18 protein-coding genes and 1 pseudogene are annotated in these 16,789 nt (G+C 67.8%); 10 read left to right on the top strand and 9 right to left on the bottom strand.

All coding sequences use genetic code 11. The features are described 5' to 3' along the window. Positions 1-611: 611 nt before the first annotated feature. A pseudogene (locus ACQY39_RS15725) lies at positions 612-1,654 on the bottom strand (iron-containing alcohol dehydrogenase). 152 nt (positions 1,655-1,806) lie between these two features. Here ACQY39_RS15725 and ACQY39_RS15720 point away from each other — a divergent pair. From ACQY39_RS15720 to ACQY39_RS15710, 3 genes are all read left to right on the top strand, one after another. Further along, positions 1,807-2,562 (top strand): hypothetical protein, encoded by a 756-nt coding sequence (locus ACQY39_RS15720; protein WP_428507769.1) that lies wholly within the window; start codon positions 1,807-1,809, stop codon positions 2,560-2,562. An 82-nt stretch (positions 2,563-2,644) separates the two neighbouring features. Next, on the top strand, positions 2,645-3,562 hold the full coding sequence (locus tag ACQY39_RS15715; protein ID WP_428510844.1) for an alpha/beta hydrolase: 918 nt from the start codon (positions 2,645-2,647) through the stop codon (positions 3,560-3,562). Positions 3,563-3,602: 40 nt separating this feature from the next. Continuing rightward, entirely contained in the window at positions 3,603-4,460 is an 858-nt protein-coding gene (locus tag ACQY39_RS15710) for a YbgC/FadM family acyl-CoA thioesterase (RefSeq protein WP_263563382.1), read from the top strand. Here the strand turns inward: ACQY39_RS15710 and ACQY39_RS15705 are convergent. Further along, entirely contained in the window at positions 4,447-4,728 is a 282-nt protein-coding gene (locus tag ACQY39_RS15705; protein WP_428507767.1) for a DUF4936 family protein, read from the bottom strand. The two genes, ACQY39_RS15710 and ACQY39_RS15705, sit on opposite strands and share 14 nt — an antisense overlap. Before the next feature lie 8 nt (positions 4,729-4,736). Then, positions 4,737-5,648, bottom strand: a complete 912-nt coding sequence (locus tag ACQY39_RS15700) for a YgfZ/GcvT domain-containing protein (RefSeq protein WP_428507765.1) — start codon at positions 5,646-5,648, stop codon at positions 4,737-4,739. A 132-nt stretch (positions 5,649-5,780) separates the two neighbouring features. Here ACQY39_RS15700 and mltG point away from each other — a divergent pair, with 132 nt between their 5' ends. The 7 genes from mltG (at position 5,781) to ACQY39_RS15665 (ending at position 10,900) form a co-directional block, all read left to right on the top strand. Then, positions 5,781-6,764: an endolytic transglycosylase MltG gene (gene mltG / locus ACQY39_RS15695; RefSeq protein ID WP_428507763.1), complete on the top strand. Its 984-nt coding sequence runs from the start codon at positions 5,781-5,783 to the stop codon at positions 6,762-6,764. Further along, entirely contained in the window at positions 6,761-7,444 is a 684-nt protein-coding gene (tmk, locus tag ACQY39_RS15690) for a dTMP kinase (RefSeq protein ID WP_428510842.1), read from the top strand. The genes mltG and tmk overlap by 4 nt, the downstream gene beginning before the upstream one ends. Continuing rightward, positions 7,438-8,505 carry a DNA polymerase III subunit delta' gene (gene holB, locus ACQY39_RS15685; RefSeq protein WP_428507761.1) on the top strand — a complete coding sequence of 356 codons (1,068 nt, stop codon included), beginning with the start codon at positions 7,438-7,440 and terminating at the stop codon, positions 8,503-8,505. Before tmk ends, holB begins: the two co-directional genes overlap by 7 nt. A gap of 42 nt (positions 8,506-8,547) precedes the next feature. Then, a complete protein-coding gene (locus ACQY39_RS15680) occupies positions 8,548-8,976 on the top strand; it encodes a PilZ domain-containing protein (RefSeq protein WP_428507759.1) in 429 nt (142 codons plus the stop codon). 66 nt (positions 8,977-9,042) lie between these two features. After that, positions 9,043-9,825: a TatD family hydrolase gene (locus tag ACQY39_RS15675; protein WP_428507757.1), complete on the top strand. Its 783-nt coding sequence runs from the start codon at positions 9,043-9,045 to the stop codon at positions 9,823-9,825. 5 nt (positions 9,826-9,830) lie between these two features. After that, positions 9,831-10,484, top strand: coding sequence for an ankyrin repeat domain-containing protein (locus tag ACQY39_RS15670; protein WP_428507755.1), 654 nt, complete (start codon positions 9,831-9,833; stop codon positions 10,482-10,484). A gap of 176 nt (positions 10,485-10,660) precedes the next feature. Then, complete coding sequence (locus ACQY39_RS15665) at positions 10,661-10,900, top strand: hypothetical protein (RefSeq protein ID WP_428507753.1); 240 nt, start codon at positions 10,661-10,663, stop codon at positions 10,898-10,900. A gap of 56 nt (positions 10,901-10,956) precedes the next feature. Here ACQY39_RS15665 and ACQY39_RS15660 read toward each other — a convergent pair whose 3' ends face one another. Genes ACQY39_RS15660 through ACQY39_RS15635 form a run of 6 tightly spaced genes read right to left on the bottom strand, consistent with a single transcriptional unit; the run spans position 10,957 to position 16,759 of the window. Continuing rightward, on the bottom strand, positions 10,957-11,673 hold the full coding sequence (locus ACQY39_RS15660) for a hypothetical protein (RefSeq protein ID WP_428507751.1): 717 nt from the start codon (positions 11,671-11,673) through the stop codon (positions 10,957-10,959). 5 nt (positions 11,674-11,678) lie between these two features. Next, positions 11,679-13,418 carry a putative porin gene (locus ACQY39_RS15655; protein WP_428507749.1) on the bottom strand — a complete coding sequence of 580 codons (1,740 nt, stop codon included), beginning with the start codon at positions 13,416-13,418 and terminating at the stop codon, positions 11,679-11,681. A 35-nt stretch (positions 13,419-13,453) separates the two neighbouring features. Continuing rightward, positions 13,454-14,179, bottom strand: a complete 726-nt coding sequence (locus ACQY39_RS15650; protein WP_428507747.1) for a TonB C-terminal domain-containing protein — start codon at positions 14,177-14,179, stop codon at positions 13,454-13,456. 11 nt (positions 14,180-14,190) lie between these two features. Next, positions 14,191-14,592 carry an ExbD/TolR family protein gene (locus ACQY39_RS15645; protein WP_428507745.1) on the bottom strand — a complete coding sequence of 134 codons (402 nt, stop codon included), beginning with the start codon at positions 14,590-14,592 and terminating at the stop codon, positions 14,191-14,193. A gap of 31 nt (positions 14,593-14,623) precedes the next feature. Further along, positions 14,624-15,034, bottom strand: a complete 411-nt coding sequence (locus ACQY39_RS15640; protein ID WP_428507743.1) for an ExbD/TolR family protein — start codon at positions 15,032-15,034, stop codon at positions 14,624-14,626. 24 nt (positions 15,035-15,058) lie between these two features. Beyond that, a complete protein-coding gene (locus ACQY39_RS15635; RefSeq protein WP_428507741.1) occupies positions 15,059-16,759 on the bottom strand; it encodes a DUF2341 domain-containing protein in 1,701 nt (566 codons plus the stop codon). Positions 16,760-16,789: the final 30 nt, after the last annotated feature.

Raw genomic sequence — 16,789 nt, 5'->3', positions numbered from 1 at the left:
GCAGTTCGGACCGCCGCCGGGCTCATGGTTCCGGGGTCGGCCCTACCGGGCCGACTGCCTTGCGCTGCTCGCCCCTCGGGGCTGGCGCATAACTCACTTCACTCACTGTGTTCGTTTCGTTCAGACACACGCGCCAAGTCAGAGCTTGAAGCGCGCGGCTACACGCGCGCCCCAAGGCGCTGCGCTGCTCAGCCCTTCACAAATCGCCCAGCGGCGGCCCGAACTGCAGGGCGCTTGCATCGCGATCAATCTGCCCTTCGACGGTGGAACACGCCACATTCGGAGGGGGCTCGGCCCGACGACGGGCGATTTGTGCGCGGCCGAGAGCGCAGCGGAGCGGCTCAGGCGCGCGCCGAAGCTTGCTTCAAGCGCGCTTCAAGCACTGACTCGGCGCCACTGTTTGACCACAGTGAGCGCAGCGAACGGAGGGAGTTTGGCGCCGCTGAGCCGCGCAGTGAGCAGCGAGGGCAGTCGGCTCGCAGAGCCGACCCGGGCACCATGAGCACGGCGACGGGCCGAGTCACCGCAGCGCGGCAAACCCGGCCCTCGAATTTCCCTTCCATGCCGACAGCTGACCACCCAAGCCCTGACAACCGAGCATGCCAGCCTATTCAGAGAGAAGAAGCCAGCACCGCCAGATCGTCTTCACGGGTGGCCAGGCGCGGGTTGCTGCGATGGCAGTGGTCGGCCAGCGCGCCCGTCACCGCGCGTTCGAACATCGACGGGTCCACGCCGAGCTCGGCCAGACCGGCCGGCAAGCCCAGTCTTTGATTGCGGGTCTGTACGGCCTCGGCCAGGGTGTGGCCCGCTGGGTCGCAATGGCCCAGACCCATGGCCTCGGCCATGCGAAGCAGACGCCATTCCGCCTGCATGCTGGGCGCGCTGGCATTGAAGCGCAGCACGGCGAGCCTGCAGGCTGCAGCTCCTCATCTGCCAGCGCGCCTCGCGATCCAGACCGTTGCGGCAGGCGCGCTCCAGGTGGCTCCAGCCGCGCCGCAGGCCATCGAGGGCGATGCCATCGGCGGGCGGGTTGACGGCGGCTGACATGAAGGTTTCCATGCAGCGGGCGATCGCGTCCATGCCGGTGGCTGCAGCCAGGTCCGGCGGCAGGCTCAAGGTGAGCTCGGGGTCACACAGAGCGGCGCGCGGCATCAACTCGGCGCTGTGAAAGCCCAGTTTGCGTCCGTCCGCGACGACCAGGATGGCGCCGCGCGCCACCTCGCTGCCCGTGCCGGCGGTCGTGGGCACGGCGATCACCGGGGCTGTGGCCTTGCTGATCGATAGGCTGTCGCCCTCAATGGTGGGGAAGGCCTTGAGCGGACCGGAATGAGTGGCGGCGATCGTCACGCCTGTGGCCGGGTCCATGCAGGACCCACCACCGACAGCGATCAGACCGTCGCAATAGTTCGAGCGATAGACCACGGCCACCCCTTGCACGACACGCTCATTCGGACTGGGTAGCTCGTTCGTGCAGATCGGCGGCGCATTCGCGCCCCAGGCCGCTAGCGCCAGATCCAGTACGCCAGCAGCGCGCACGCTGGCATCACTGACAACCAAGGGGGTGCAGGATGCCCGCTCGCTGGCATTCCTGCGGCAAAAGGGCCGCGGCGCCGAAGTCAAAGTGGATTTGGGTCAGATACTGGATCAATGCCATGGCGCAGCACTCCCGCAGGGGCCTTGGTTTTGCTGCATTTCAAGGGTGCAGTCAAGCGAATGATGCGCCGCTGTCATGGCACAACTGGGCGGCACCGGAGCCGGAGAAAGGGCCTAAAGTCGAAGCCGTTCGCCACTTGCGGAGTTGCACTGATGCGTCCTGCCACCAGCTCGATCCGACCCTGCCATCCCTGCCATGTGGCCGGCATGCTCAGGCATGCGCTGCTCGTCGGTGCTCTGGCTTGCACGGAAGCGGCGCTGGCCGGCCGACCGCTGTCCAGCGATGACGCGGGCACGGCCGACGCAGGTAGTTGCCAGCTCGAGGGCTGGGGCGAGCGGGCCGGCGCCAACCGGGCTCTGGTGCTGGCGCCTGCCTGCGGTGTGCTGGAAGGGCTGGAGTTTGGCGCCGATTACACCTACCCGCATCCGCGCGACGAAGTCCGCGGGGAGGCCGGTCTGGCGGTCAAGTGGGTGCCCAAGAGTTGGGCCGTGCCAACTGCGGCCGGGCAGCTGACCTGGGGTTTGAAGGCGGGACTGAGTTTCGAGCGACCGGCCGGGGCCGGCTGGCGGCGCACCGGCCAGGGTCTGCTGGTCCTGGCGACGCTGACTGTCAACGAAGACTTCGCCCTGCACGCCAACCTCGGCCCGCAGTTTGACCGCACAAGCCGGTCCAACGCCACGGCGTTCAATCTCGCCGCCGTTTGGATGCCCAGCGCACAATACCTGCTGTTCGCCGAATTGCAGAGCAACGACCGCCGCGACGTCTTCGGTGCGGCCATGCGCACCATCGGCGGCCTCTGGTGGCTGAACCCCGACAAGCTGGGCCTGAGCATCACGGCCAGTCGCCAGAACGGCAGTTCGCAGACCTTGTGGACGGCAGGTTTTGGCTGGTACGGTCTGGAGTTTTGAGGCCCACATCGCCAGGGCTGCGAAAATACCGGGTTAACCCCGGGAGCCCTTGTTGAGTCGCACCACCTTGTTGACACCGCGCATGGCCGGTGTGCTGGAGAGAATCCACCGCGTCAAGCGCCCGGCCTTCCACAGCCTGAGCCCCAAACAGGCCCGTATCGCCTACCTCATGGGCGCCGAGATTCTAGACCTGCCGCGCGCGCCGGTGGCTCGGGTAGAAAACCTGCAGGTGCCCGGTGCCCAGGGCCCGCTGGCCGCGCGCCTGTATGCACCGCAGACGGCCGATGAGGCCACACTGCCCGTCCTTCTCTACCTGCACGGCGGCGGCTTCACCATCGGCAGCATCGACACCCACGACAGCCTGTGCCGCCAGCTGGCCTTGCGCAGTGGCGTGGCCGTGCTATCCCTAAACTACCGGCTGGCACCCGAGCACCGTTTTCCGGCGGCCGTGGACGACTGCTGGGCCGTGATGCGCTGGCTGGCCGAGAACGCCGCCAGCCTGGGCCTGGACGGCAGCCGCTTGGCCGTGGGCGGCGACAGCGCCGGCGGCACGCTGGCGGCGGTCTGTGCCCTGCATGCGCGCGACATCGGCCTGCCGCTGGCCCTGCAGCTGCTGATCACACCGGGCACCACGGCCCATGCCGACACCGCCTCGCACAAGCTCTTCGCCAATGGCTTTTTGCTCGACGCCGCTTCGATCGCCTGGTTCTTCGACCACTACATCGAACACGGGCACCGGCGCGACTGGCGCTTCGCGCCGCTGGAGGCGCCCGATCACAGCGATCTCGCGCCGGCCTGCGTCTTGCTGGCCGAATGCGACCCGCTGGTGGACGAAGGCATCGCCTATGCCGATCTGTTGCGCGCCAACGGCGGACAGGTGCAGCTGGAGGTGTATCGCGGCGTGACCCACGATTTCATCAAGATGGGGCGTACCATCCCCGAGGCCTTGACCGCCCTCGATGCCTGCGCCTTGGCCCTGCGCCAAGCACTGCAGCCCTGAATCACAGCACCACAGCACCTCTGCGCTCCGCACCCTCGCTATGAAACTGCAAGACTTCCGTTTTTTTGAGCCCCTGCGCGTGCGTTGGAGCGAGATTGATGCCCAGCAGGTGGTCTTCAACGCCCATTACCAGAGCTATTTCGACGTTGCTGTGGGTGGCTACTGGCGCGCCCTGGCCTTGCCTTACGTCGAAACCATGGCACAGATGGGCGGCGATCTGTTCGTGCGCAAGGCCACGCTCGAGTACCTGGGTTCAGCGCGTTATGACGAGCTCTTGCAGGTCGGCGTGCGTTGTGAGCGCATCGGCCACAGCTCGCTGCAAGTGATTTGCGCGGTGTTTCGCGGCGCCGAATTGCTGGTCCATGGCGAGCTGATCTATGTCTTCGCCGACCGCCAGGACCAGTCGCCGCGCGAGGTGCCCGCCGCGCTGCGCAGCCTGATCGAGAGCTTCGAGGCGGGTGAATCGGTGGTCGAGGTTCGGGTGGGCAGCTGGGCCGAGCTCGGCGCGCAGGCCGGTGCCATCCGCCAGGCGGTATTCGTGGACGAACAAAAGATCCCGGCCGAGATGGAATGGGACAGCGCCGATGAGAGCTGCGTTCACGCCGTCGCCTTCAACCGCTTCGGCCTGGCCCTGGCCACCGGGCGCTTGCTCGAACATGTGCCGGGTGTGGCCAAGATCGGCCGCATGGCGGTCTTGCGCAGCATGCGCGGCAGCCGCATCGGCCGCGAGGTGCTGGAAGCCTTGATGCAGGCCGGCCGACAGCGCGGCGAGCGCGAGGCGGTGCTCCATGCGCAGCTGTCTGCCGCCGGCTTCTACACCCGCGCCGGCTTCGTCCAGCGCGGCGCTGTGTTTGAAGAGGCCGGCATCGGCCATGTGGAGATGGTCAGAGCGCTGTGAAGCACTCGCGGTGGCGCAGGCCCTGGACAAAGGGCGCCATCGCAGCCGCCACACGTGCCTCCAAGCCTACCGGGTCGTTCAGACCTGGGCCATAGACCTCCATCCAGGTCGGCAGGCTGCTGTCGCTGTCCTGGCGCTGGAGCACGCGCAGGGCGCTGATGGGCACAGCTTCAGCGGCCAGTTGCTCCTGCAGCTTGCGAAAGGCGGTCAGCGCCGCTGCACTGTCTGCCGCCCGAATGCGGTAGTAGACGAAGATTTCAGGCTGCATCGAGCTCATCATTCCAGGGCCTTCAGCTCATAGGGCAGGGCGCGCGGCTGCAGCAGCGCACCGTCCGGCGCCCCGAGATGCAGGCTGCCGGCGTCCAGTGCCGCAATTTTGGTCTCGGCCAGGATCAGGCTGCGGCCGTCGTCGCGCGTGGCCGCAAGGGCCACCAGACCCGCCGGTTGGCCCGGATCTTCGCTGTGGAAGATCTCCTGGCCGGGCAAGGCCTGACCCTGCAGCTCGTACAAATAGGTGCGGCGCTTGAGCGTGCCACGGTACTGGCTGCGCGCCACCACCTCCTGGCCGGGGTAGCAGCCCTTCTGAAAATTCACCCCGCCGAGCAATTCCAAGTTCAGCATCTGCGGCACGAACTGTTCTTGCGTGGCCGTCTGTACCCAAGCCAGACCGGCTGCAGCCTCCAGCCAAGCCCAGTCTTGCAGGCCCAAAGCGGGCAGGCTGGGCGCAGCCGCGCCAGCCGCCTGAGCCCACAGCCAGCGGCTGTGACCGGCCGCATCGGGCAGGCGGATGCGCACGCCTGCCTCCTCGCGCTGCAGCGCCCAGCGCGCGCCTTCCTGCGGCGGGGCGATCTGCCCCCACAAGGCCCAGTCGGCACTGGCATCACTGAGCTTGCACTTGGCCCGCATCACGAACATGGACAGGCGCTTGAGCACGGCGGGCAGGACATCGGCGGGCAGGGCCAGCAACACGTCCTGCTCGCCGTCCTTCCAGCCCACCAGGGTGGCCAACAAGCGCCCCTTGGCGGAGCAAAAACCCGCCAGACGCGCTTCATTCGGACCCAGCAGGGCGAAGTCCTGGGTCAGCTGGCTGTGCAAAAACTTGGCGGCGTCTTCGCCCTGGGCACGGATGACGCCCCAGTGGGGCAAGCGCAGAGCAGCGGAAGAAGGGAGTTCGAGGTTCGTCGTCATGGCCCCGATTATCATCAGCGCCCGAAACAAATCGGCCGCGCAAGGGTTTTGATGGCAAGGACGAGAAGCAAAACAAGAACAAGAGCCACAGCGAGCAAGCGGGCAGGGCGAGGCTCAGGCCTGCTGGCCTGGATGCTCGGCCTGTTCCTGCTGGCACTGCTTGCCGCAGGCGCTGCAGCCGGCGCCGCCTGGTGGTGGCTGCAAGCCCCCATGCAGCTGCGCAACCCGACCGTGGAGCTATCCATCGAGGCCGGCAGCTCGCCGCGCGAGGTCGCGCAAGCCTGGGCCCAAGCCGGTGTGGCCGAAGATCCGCGCCTGCTCTACCAATGGTTCCGCTGGTCCGGCCAGGCGCGCCAGATCCGCGCCGGCAGCTATGAAATCCACCAGGGAGCGACGCCGCGCGACTTGCTGGCCAAGATGGTGCGTGGCGATGAAGTGCTGGAGCAGCTGCGATTGATCGAGGGCTGGAATCTGCGCCAGCTGCGCGCGGCCCTGGCCCGCGCACCCGCGCTCAAGCAGCAGACCGCGGGCTGGAGCGAGGCCGAGCTGATGGCCGCCCTGGGCGCGCCAGGCCAGGCGGCCGAGGGCCGGTTTTTCCCCGACACCTACGCCTACAGCCGCGGGGTCAGTGACCTGACCGTGCTCAAGCGCGCGTATGCCGCCATGCAAAAACGCCTGGACAGCGCCTGGGCCGGCCGCAGCGAAGGCTTGCCGCTCAAGTCCGCCGATGAGGCCTTGATCCTGGCCTCCATCGTCGAGAAGGAGACCGGTGCGCCGGCCGACCGCCAATTGGTGGCCGCCGTCTTCATCAACCGCCTGCGGATCGGCATGCCGCTGCAGACCGACCCGACCGTCATCTACGGCCTGGGCGAGAAGTTCGACGGCAATCTGCGCAAGCGCGACCTGCAGACTGACACGCCGTTCAACACCTACACCCGCGGCGGCCTGCCGCCGAGTGCGATCTCCATGCCCGGCGTCGCCTCCTTGCAGGCGACCTTGCATCCGGCGCCAAGCCGGGTGCTCTACTTCGTGGCCCGCGGTGATGGCAGCAGCGAGTTCAGTGAGGACCTTGCCGCGCATAATCGCGCGGTCAACAAATACCAACGTGGCCGCTGAAGCGCGCGCGCCGCAGTCATCGAAATCGAAGCCAAGAATTGCCCCGTTCCGTGAACCCAGCCCTTTCCTCCAGCGCCCGTTTCATCAGTTTTGAAGGCATCGATGGGGCGGGCAAGTCCACCCATATCGAGGCCCTGGGCGAGCGCCTGCGCCAGCGCGGCGCCGAGCTGGTCCACACCCGCGAGCCCGGCGGCACCGAGCTGGCCGAGAGCCTGCGCGAGCTGATCCTGCACCGCGGCATGGACAGCCTGACCGAGGCCTTGCTGGTCTTCGCCGGCCGGCGCGACCATCTGCAGCGTGTCATCGAGCCAGCCCTGGCCGCCGGCAAGACTGTCCTCTGCGACCGTTTCACCGACGCCAGCTTTGCCTACCAGGGCGGCGGGCGTGGCATGGACCTGGCTGTGCTGGAGACGCTGGAGCAGTGGGTGCAGGGCGGTCGCCAGCCTGACTTGACACTCTGGTTCGATCTGGACCCGGCGATCGCCGCCCAGCGCCGCGCTGCCGCGCGCGAGGCCGACCGTTTCGAGCAGCAAGACCTGGAATTCTTCACGCGCGTGCGCTCAGGTTATGCCGCGCGCGCCGCGAGCGCGCCGCAGCGCTTTGCCCGCATCGACGCCAGCCTCTCGGTGGCCGAGGTGGCCGCCCAGATCCACGCGGTGCTGGAGGCTCGGGGATGGTGAGCGAAGCGCTGAAGGAAACGCTGAAGGAAGGCGGCGCCCAGCGCCCGCTGCCTTGGCTGGCCGAGCCCTTGCGCCAGGCCCTGGCCACGGCGCGCTCGCATGCTTTGCTGGTGCAGGGCCCGGCAGGAGTCGGTCAGCTCGATCTGGCCTTGCTGCTGGCCCAGGCGTGGCTGTGCGAGGCACCGCTGGAAGGCGGCTTCGCCTGCGGGCACTGCGCCAGCTGCAAGCTGCTGCATTCCCACACCCACCCGGACTTCATGTTGCTGCTGCCCGAGGCCTTGCGCGAGCAGCTCGGCTGGGGCGCCGAGGCCGAGACCGGCCGCGACGGCGAGCCCAAGGCCAGCAAGACCAAGCCCAGCCGCGAGATCAAGATCGAAGCGGTGCGCCAGATGCTGTCCTTTGCCCAAGGCACCAGCTCGCGCGGCCGCGCCAAGGTCGTCGTGGTCTACCCGGCCGAGGCGCTCAACACCGTGGCCGCCAATGCCTTGCTCAAGACCCTGGAAGAGCCCGGCGGCAGCCTGCGCTTCGTGCTGGCCAGCAGCGCGCCGGAAGGCCTGCTGCCCACCATACGCAGCCGTTGCCAGCCCGTGCCCCTGGCATTGCCGCCTGCCGCTCCCTGTCTGCAGTGGCTGAAAGAGCAGGGCGTGGAATCCCCCGAGGTGCTGCTGGCTGCAGCCGGCGGCCGGCCCCAGGAAGCGCGCGACTGGTTCGAGGCTGGACTGCGCGCCCAGGCCTGGACCCAGCTGCCGCAGCGCCTGGCCCGGGGCGAGGCGGCGGCGCTGAGCGACTGGTCGCAGCCGCGTGCCATCGATGCCTTGCAGCGGCTCTGCCATGACTTGCTGCGCCGCGTGCATGGCGCAGCGCCCAGTTACTTCCCCGCCGAGTCCTTGCCCAGCCCCAAGCTGGCCGGTCCGCTGCACGAGTGGGAGGCCGTGCTGCGCCGCGCGGCCCGCCATGCCGAACATCCGCTCAATGCGGGCTTGCTGATGGAATCTCTGTTTGCTCAAGGGCAACAGGCCTTGCAGGCGGCCAGCCGATCAACGGCAGCACGCCGGGCCTGATCGACGCTTCCGGCCGGCACGGGCTTCGCTACACTGGCGGCCATGGACAACTCCGCCGCCAAACCCGCCTCGCCCGGCCTGACCACCTCGCTCGGCGCCGCTGCGCCTGCCAATGGGGCCGCCGCCGCGGGCCCGCGCCCCAGCGTGATTCAGCTGGTGTTTCGAGAAAAAGGCGCGCTCTACGCTGCCTACATGCCGCAGTTCCTCGACGGCGGCCTGTTCGTGCCGACCACGCGCGAGTACCGCCTGGGTGAAGATGTCTACCTGCTGCTGGCCCTGCCCGATGACAACCAGCGTTATCCCGTGGCCGGCAAGATCGCCTGGCTGACCCCGGTCAATGCCTCGGGCGGGCGCACCCAGGGCGTTGGTGTTCGCTTCCCCGCCGATGAGAAAAGCCGTTTGATCAAGCTGCGCATCGAAGAAATCCTCGGCACCCAGATCTCGTCTGCCAAGCCGACCCAAACCATGTGAAGCCGGCAGGCGTCCCGCACTGGGGCGTTTTGTTGGAGCCTTCACGCCCACCTTGCTTCCAGCCCCATGTTCATCGATTCGCACTGCCACCTGAGCTTCCCCGAGCTGCACGCCCGCTTGCCTGAAATCCTCGGCGAAATGATGGTGGCGCAGGTGGAGCAGGCCATCTGCATCTGCACCACCATGGAGGAGTTCCCACGGGTGGCTGCGCTGGCGGCCGAACATGAGCAGCTCTTTGCCACCGTGGGCGTGCACCCGGACAATGAAGACGTGCATGAGCCCAGCGTCGAGGAGCTGGTCGCGGCTGCCCAAGCGCCCAAGGTGGTGGCCATCGGTGAAACCGGCTTGGACTATTTCCGCCTCAATGGCCGCAGCATCGAGCACGATATGGAGTGGCAACGCGAGCGCTTTCGCACCCACATCCGGGCTGCACGTGCGGTGGCCAAGCCCCTGGTGATTCACACCCGCAGCAGCGCCGCCGACACCTTGCGGGTGCTGGACGAAGAGGGCGGTGAACAAGCCGGCGGCGTGTTCCATTGCTTCACCGAAAGCCTGGCGGTGGCGCAGGCCGCGGTTGAGCGCGGCTACTACATCTCCTTTTCCGGCATCCTGAGTTTCAAGAATGCGCAGGATCTGCGCGATATGGCCAAAGCTCTGCCGGTTGAGCGCTTGTTGATCGAGACCGACAGCCCCTATCTGGCGCCGGTGCCGTACCGGGGCCGGACCAACAGCCCCGCCTATGTACCCCATGTGGCGGCGGCTTTGGCGGCCGCCAAGAACATGTCCATCCCCGAGTTGGCCGCGCAGACGACGGCCAACACACGGCGGCTGTTCGCGCTGCCGGCCTGAGCTGCATGAGCCGGTACGCCGCCTGGCTCTGTTTGGGTGTGGCCCTGACGGCGGGCCTCGCGCAGGCCGGCCCCGCCGATGATCTCGTGCTGGCCGCCGAGCTGGACAACGGCCGGGAAGTCATGCGCTTGCTGGTGCGCGGCGTCGACCCCAATGGCGCCGATGGCCGGGGCCGCAAAGCCCTCGAAGTGGCCTTGCGCGAGGGCTCGGGCCGGGCGCTGGACAGCCTGCTCAGCCACCCGAGCAGCGATGTCAACGCCGCCAATGCCGCGGGCGAAACGCCGCTGATGCTGGCCGCGATTCGTGGTCGCCTGGATTGGGTGCAAAAGCTGGTGCGTCGCGGCGCCCAGATCCACAAAGAGGGCTGGACGCCTTTGCACTACGCCTGCAGCGGCCCGGACAACGGCGTCGCTCTGTGGCTGCTCAGCCAGGGTGCCGAGCTGGAGGCCCGCTCGCCCAATGGCAGCACGCCGCTGATGCTGGCCTCTCGTTACGGCGCCATGGACCTGGCCGAGGCTTTGCTGGCGGCCGGCGCCGACCCGACGCTGCGCAACGATCAAGGACTCAGCCCGCTTGAGTTTGCCCAGGCGGCCGGGCGCAACAAGTTGGTCCAGACGCTCCGTCAAGGGCAGCAAAGTCGCGCCGGCAAACTGCCGTAAAGCCGGGGCAATGGCTTGTTTTTTCGCCAGCGCGCGCAGCAAGCACCTAGGAAGTTCACTGACAAGGCCTTTGGCGGGCAGCCGACTGTCGGACACAAGGCCGGGCTCCTAAAGTCGCTTACATCTTGAGACGCCTACAGCGACTCGCAGCGACCGACCCACAGGAGACCGACATCATGTTCAACGCACAAACCCACAGCCTCAGCAGCCCCTTCGCCATGCTGATCGACCCCGAGCAGGTGGTGCGCGCGATGGAACACTCAGAACGCCTGAACCGCCTCCACAGCCGCGTTTACCGCCCGCTGGACAAGCCCTTGATCGCCAAGAGCGCCGTGGCCTCGGCCGACTTCGACCGGCTGATTGAAGATGCCGCCGATGAAGGCGATGACGGCGTCGATGTGGTAGGCAGCTGCTGATCGCTAGTCACGGATCGATCGGGCTTGGCGCTTGCGGGCGCCGCTCCCGGCTTGCTTCAGGGCTGTGATGCGGGGGCCGTTCCGGCCGCGCGTCCACTCAAGAGCTCCAGCCGCGCCAACTCGGCGCGGAATCTCTCGGCCTCGTCTTCCGTGCGGACCGCCTGCAAGCCCAAGACCGGGTCGCCCAGCAAGGCCGTGTCGACGCGGCTGCGGCTCAGATAGCGCCGCACCAAGTCATGGCCCAGCTCCTGCAGCTGGCGGTTTTTGAGCGTGGCATCAGCCAGGCTCTGGCTGCGCGCCTCCAGCAAGGCCACCAGGCCTTGATTGGCTTGCTCGCGCTCGGCGGCCAAGCGGCGCGCCTCCATCAGCTGGGCTTGCAGGCCCTGACCGCGCTCCTGCTCGGCGCTGTGTTCGCTGCGCGCCTGGGCCAGGTTCCGTTGCAGCTCCTGCAGCTGGCTTTGGGCGGCGCTCAGCGCCTGCTCGCGGGCACGCAGCTTGGCGGCCTGGCCGCCGACCTGTCCGCGCAGCGCGGCTGCTTCCTTGCTTGCCGCATCGGCAGACGCTTCAGCCTTGGCCTTCTCGGCCTGCAGACCACTTTGCTGCTCCTGCGCGGCGCGCAGGGCGGTCTGGGCCCGCCGCAAGGCCTCGCGTTCCTTGCTGGCTTTGCTGTCCTGGGCCTGCGCGCCGAAACTCAGCATCAGCAGGCCGGCCAGGGCCGCCGCGGCCAGCCGACCGGCTGGGCGCGGCTTGAAGAGGTGGGTGTGCATGCTCATGGCGTTCAGAACCGGGCGTTGAGATCGAGCTGGAAGACATCGATGCGCAGCGGCGCACTGCTCAAATTGCCGCTCAGTGATGCCGCATCGCCGGGCACCGCCAGGTAGCGCACACCGTCGTCCAAGTTGCGGGTGCTGGTCCAGCGTGCGCTCATCCAGAAGCGCAGGTCCAGGGCATAGCTGCCGCCCAGGGACCAGCCCTTGTAGTTTGTGCCACCGAGGTGCCAGCTGGTGTCGGTGAAGCCGTCGACCCAGGCGTCACGCTCGACAAAGCGGAAGGCGGCGTAGGCCTGCCAGTCGCCACGCCGGGCCAACGCTGCGCGGCCAATCTGCGCCTTGGCTTGCAAGGCCTGGGTTTTGGCCAGCAGGCTGTTGGCCTTGTCGCCCGAATCACTGAGGCTCACGCCCGCTCGGGCCTGGATGTCGGCCAGCTTGAAGCCGGTGTTCTTGATCCAATCCATGCTCAGCGCCAGCCGGGTGGAGGCAAAGTTCTCCAGCGTCAGGCCCGCCGTCACATTGATGGGGCGGAACTTGGAGGCCAAGCCCCAGGTGGGCGCGGCCACGCTGGTCGGGTCGTTCAGGTTGATCAAGGTGTTGCCCTTGAGGCGCACCGAGCTTGGGTACTGCGAACTGAAGTAGGCGCCGGTGCCGGCACGCGGGCCGCTGGGCGGCGGGCTGCTTTCGCGCTGGCCCTCGATGTGGCGGAACTCATAAGCCGCCAGACCCAGCTTGAGCTGGGCGCCACCGCCGAGCGCGATGTCGCCACCGATCTGCCCGCCGAACAGCCACTTGTCGCGCGTGCTGCTGCTGAACTCTTCCAGCGGGAAGGCGCCCAGGCTGGCGAAGACCGAGCGCTGCGGCGCGAGGCTGTGCTTGAGCTGGGCGGCCACGCCGTCGAAAGCCATGTCCTCGGGCCAGCTCAGGTCGCTGCTGTAAAACGGATTGGGCATGCGGCCGAAGTCAGCAGCCAACTTGTGTTGCAACCACTCGGGCTGCCAGCGCAGCCAGGCGCGGTCCAGGCCCAGGGCATAACGGTTGAATTGATTGCCCAGGGTCTGCGAGGTCGAGGTCGGGCCGCTGCTGCTGCCGCCACTGCTCAGGCGCAGGCCGGTCTGCACCTGGTCGCTGAGCTTCGCGTCCACTTCCAGGCGGGCGCGCAGGGTCATGCGCTGGCGGTCCACCGTGGTGTTGCTGAGGTCCGGTGCCCAAGCGGGCGAGCTGGTCTGGGCACGGAAGATTTCGGCCGGCACATTGCTATCCGACATGTACTCGTTCTGTGCCCGGACGCGCACATCGCCGCCCACCCGCACCCGCCCCAGCCATTCAGGCAGGGCATCAGGTTGGCCCCAGCGCTCGCTGCGGGCCTGGGCCAGCACCTCGGTCTTGATCTCTTCGCGCATCTGCAGCCGGGTGCTCTCGGGCACATAGGGAATGCGCAGGACCTTGCTGGCCTCCGGCGCGCTGCTCGCCACGGCGGCAGGTGCCGACCCTGCTGCCTGCGCCCCGGCCTGCTCGGCCTGACGCCGAATCGCATCGGCTCGCTCGCGGGTCAAGAGGCCCTGGCTGACCAGGGCGTCGATCAAGGCCAGGGTGGTGGCGCGCAGCTGGGCCAGCTGCTGGGCTTCAGACGAAGCCAGCACAGGCGCCGTGGTCTGGGCTTGCGCCGTGGGCAAGGCCAGCAAGGCGGCCAGCAGGCTGGCGCTCAAGCCCGCGGGGCCGGGGAAACGGTGTGAGGTGGAAGACATGTGGGGGCTGCTGAAAGAAGTATTGGGGTTGAGGCTCAGGCGAGGGGACGCACGCTGAGCTTGAATCGCATAGGTTGGGCCAGCGCGGTGGCCGGCGGCGGCGGCAGCTTGAACTGGCGCGAGGTTTCGTCGAGGGCGCTGCGCAGGGCCAGGTCGCCAGCGCTGTCGCCGCTGGGCTGCAGTTCGAAGCGCTGTATGGCACCGTCCTGGGCCAGCCAGATGGAGAAGGTGGCCGTCAGTTGCTCGGCCTCGGACTTGAGGCGGCGCTCGATCTCGTCGCGCAGCAACTGGCGCGCCGTGTTGGCGTAAAAGCGCTCTTGCGCTCGGTCGGACTGGGTGCCGCCACCCGCAGCCGGGCTGCCGGTATTGGGCGTGCCGCCGGCGTAGTCCTTGCTGACCGCGCCGGCGCCGAAGGCGCTGGGGCCGTCGCCCGCGGCGCCTTCCATCTTGAGCGGCTCGTTCGCCGCCTTGGGCGCTTCGGCTTGTTTGAGCGGTTCTTCGCGCGGCGCCTGCTTGGTCTCGTCCTTGGGTGGCTCGGGCTTTTTCTCGTCCTTGGGCGGCGGCGGAGGGGGCGGCGGCGTGTTGGGCAAGATGGAGATCTTGGCCATCTGGCGCTGCGGCTTGTGGTCCGCGCTCTTCAGTGACTTGACCACCACGATCGTCCCGCCCACCACCGCCAGCAAAGCCAGGGCGATCAAGCCGCGAATCAGCCAGGCGCGGCCGGGTTTGTCATCCAGATGGTCTTCGGCGAGTCCGCTCATGGCCGTGTTCCTCAGTTTCCGATCCGGGCCGTGACCAGGCCCATATTGACCTGCAGCTTGTTGCACAGGTCGACCACGGCGATCACATGCGCATACTGCGAGCGCGCGTCGCCCTTGATGGCCACCGACATCTGCGCGTCGCGCGCCTTGGCTTGTTGCAGGCCTTGCTCCAGCTCGTCCTCGCTGACGCTGGCGCCGTTCATCAAGAGCCGGCCCTCGGGGGTGATCTGCACGATCACCAGCTCATGCTTTTCCGGGCTGGGCTTGTTGCTGGGCTTGGGCATGCTGATGTTCAGGCCCTGGACCGATGCGGTGGTCATCAGGATGAACACCACCAGTAGCACATAGGCCAGGTCCAGCATGGGCGTGACATTGATGGTGTCGTAGGGTTTGACGTCGTTTTGAACTTGCATCTCAGGTGCTCCTGGCCAGGTCGGTCAAAGTTCAGCCGGCACTGCGTTTGGTGACGAGGCCGATCTCGGTGATGTCCAGCTTCTTGGCAATCTCCAGCACCTCCATCACCCGCTCGTACTGCGCCGCAGCGTCGGCCTTGAGCACCACCGGCAGGGCCGGGTTGGCGCTCTTGTACTGGGCCAGGCTGCTGCTGAGCTGCTCCATGCTGACCGGGAAGGCATCGAGGTAGACGGCGCCGTCCGCGGTGATGGTGATGGCGCGGGTCTGCGGCTTGGCCAGGTTGTTGGCCGCCTGCGTTTGCGGCGAGTTGACCCGCACGCCCTGCACCGAAGCGGTGGTCAGGATGATGAAGGTCACCAGCAGCACATAGGCCAGATCCAGCATCGGCGTGATGTTGATGTCGTCGTAGGGCTGGTTGTCGTTCTTGATGTCGGCGGCCATGGCTTAGGGTCCTGACGTCAGGCTTCAGCGGGCACCGTAGAGCTCGGCCGCGCGGGTGATGAACTCGTCGATGAAGATCTGCATGTCCGAACTGGTGTTCTTGATGCGCGAGGCCAGGTAGTTGTAGGAGAACAGCGAGGGGATGGCCACGCCCAGGCCCGCCACGGTGGCCAGCAGGGCCGAGGCGATGCCGGGGGCGATGGCGTTGACGTTGACGTCACCGGCCTGGGCGATGGCGGCGAAAGTGATCATCACGCCGGCCACCGTGCCCAGCAGGCCGAGGAAGGGGCCGCCGGAGATGGCGATGGTCAGCAGCACCATGCCGCCGTTCAAACGGGCGTTCTCACGCACATAGTCGGCGTCCACCGAGGCCTTGACCGCGTCCATGGACGCGCCGCTCAGCGGCGTCGCGCCTTCCTGGCCGGCCTTGCGCTTGGCCAGCTCGCGCACACCGGCCTGGTAGAGCCGGAACAGGGGCGAGTCGGCATGCTGGCCGCCTTGCTCCAGCTGCAGCAGGTTGTCGGTGGCATCGCGGAAGCGCTTGAGGAAGACGCGGTTGGACTGGTCGATGCGGCCGACCAGCAGGCCCTTGGCAATCGAGATCCAGACCGCGACCACCAGCATCAGGCCGCAGATGACGATCACCACCCAGGCGTCCACCGTCAGGTTCTTGATCAAGATGCCCATATAGCCGTGGCTCTCGCCCTCGGCCGCGGCAGCGTCCTCGCGCTGTGCGCTGAGCAGCTTGCCCTGGGCGCCCTGGGCACCGGCGCTGATGGCCAGCCAGGCATTGCTGCGTGCGCTGGCCGAGATCTGCAACTCATCGGCCAGGCCGCGCGCACCGTCGCCCAGGCTCAGCGTGTTGCCCAGGCTGGGCAGGGCCGCGGCAGCGGCTTCCGCCACCACCGCGCCGTCCAGCAGCAGGGCGGCCTTGCCAGCGCCCAGGCGCAGGCCCAGTTGGGTCCAGCGGCCCACGGTCAGCTCGCCACCGCGCAGCTCACCACTGCCCACAGCCGCGCGCAGCTGGCCGGCTTGCACCGAGACCTGCAGGCCGCCCCATTGCAGCAGCTTGGCCGAGGCCACATCGTCGAGCTTGACCCACAGGCTCAGGCTCAGTTGAGCCGCGTCCAGCAGCGGCTTGTCGGCCACCGGCAGCTGCACCGCACGGCCATCGAGCTTGAGGCTGGCGGCCAAGAGGCCGTTGGTCTCGACGATGACCGTGCCGGCCTCACGGCCCGGGCTGCCCAGGTGGTCGGCGCCCGGCTTGGCGCTGTCGCTGAAGTGGAAGGCCGAGACCAGGGCCGGGTCGAAGCCACCCGCCGCGCTGGCCTCTGCAGCCGCGACCTTGCTGTTGCCGGCGTAGACATAGAACTGGTTCTTGTCGCTGCCCGGCAGCACGCTGGGCATCTGCACCCAGAGTACGGCCAGCTCGTTGACGCTGTCGAATCGCTCGAGGCTGAACTTGAGCGGGGTCTTGTCGTCCGCCGCCAGCACGCGCAGGTCCGAGCCGTCTTCCTTGGCCGTGGCGAAGTCGAAGTTGCCCGAGTGCAAGCGCACCGCCACCGGCACGGCCGAAGCCGCCTCCTGCGTGGCCAGGCCCTGGGCCGTGGTGTTGAGGGTGATACGGGTGCGCTGGGTCCATTCAGCGTCCCACCAGGCCTGGGAGGTGGCGGGCAGGGCGGCGCTCAAGGCCAGCAGCAGGGCAGGGATCAGGTTGGTTCTCATGGGGTCGGTCCGGTGTTTCATCAATCTCGA

This window comes from Roseateles sp., assembly GCF_965262435.1.
Classification (GTDB): Bacteria; Pseudomonadota; Gammaproteobacteria; order Burkholderiales; family Burkholderiaceae_C; genus Paucibacter_A.
This window is presented reverse-complemented; position numbering and strand designations above follow the sequence as displayed.

Bases quoted from the DNA above. Each gene is read 5' to 3' on its own strand.
- ACQY39_RS15660 (WP_428507751.1), bottom strand. From the start codon at position 11,673: ATGAGCATGCACACCCACCTCTTCAAGCCGCGCCCAGCCGGTCGGCTG.
- ACQY39_RS15645 (WP_428507745.1), bottom strand. From the start codon at position 14,592: ATGCAAGTTCAAAACGACGTCAAACCCTACGACACCATCAATGTCACG.
- ACQY39_RS15710 (WP_263563382.1), top strand. From the start codon at position 3,603: ATGAAACTGCAAGACTTCCGTTTTTTTGAGCCCCTGCGCGTGCGTTGG.
- ACQY39_RS15720 (WP_428507769.1), top strand. From the start codon at position 1,807: ATGCGTCCTGCCACCAGCTCGATCCGACCCTGCCATCCCTGCCATGTG.
- ACQY39_RS15655 (WP_428507749.1), bottom strand. From the start codon at position 13,418: ATGTCTTCCACCTCACACCGTTTCCCCGGCCCCGCGGGCTTGAGCGCC.
- ACQY39_RS15640 (WP_428507743.1), bottom strand. From the start codon at position 15,034: ATGGCCGCCGACATCAAGAACGACAACCAGCCCTACGACGACATCAAC.
- ACQY39_RS15700 (WP_428507765.1), bottom strand. From the start codon at position 5,648: ATGACGACGAACCTCGAACTCCCTTCTTCCGCTGCTCTGCGCTTGCCC.
- ACQY39_RS15665 (WP_428507753.1), top strand. From the start codon at position 10,661: ATGTTCAACGCACAAACCCACAGCCTCAGCAGCCCCTTCGCCATGCTG.
- mltG (WP_428507763.1), top strand. From the start codon at position 5,781: ATGCTCGGCCTGTTCCTGCTGGCACTGCTTGCCGCAGGCGCTGCAGCC.
- ACQY39_RS15715 (WP_428510844.1), top strand. From the start codon at position 2,645: ATGGCCGGTGTGCTGGAGAGAATCCACCGCGTCAAGCGCCCGGCCTTC.
- ACQY39_RS15670 (WP_428507755.1), top strand. From the start codon at position 9,831: ATGAGCCGGTACGCCGCCTGGCTCTGTTTGGGTGTGGCCCTGACGGCG.
- ACQY39_RS15675 (WP_428507757.1), top strand. From the start codon at position 9,043: ATGTTCATCGATTCGCACTGCCACCTGAGCTTCCCCGAGCTGCACGCC.
- ACQY39_RS15635 (WP_428507741.1), bottom strand. From the start codon at position 16,759: ATGAGAACCAACCTGATCCCTGCCCTGCTGCTGGCCTTGAGCGCCGCC.
- ACQY39_RS15680 (WP_428507759.1), top strand. From the start codon at position 8,548: ATGGACAACTCCGCCGCCAAACCCGCCTCGCCCGGCCTGACCACCTCG.
- ACQY39_RS15650 (WP_428507747.1), bottom strand. From the start codon at position 14,179: ATGAGCGGACTCGCCGAAGACCATCTGGATGACAAACCCGGCCGCGCC.
- holB (WP_428507761.1), top strand. From the start codon at position 7,438: ATGGTGAGCGAAGCGCTGAAGGAAACGCTGAAGGAAGGCGGCGCCCAG.
- ACQY39_RS15705 (WP_428507767.1), bottom strand. From the start codon at position 4,728: ATGCAGCCTGAAATCTTCGTCTACTACCGCATTCGGGCGGCAGACAGT.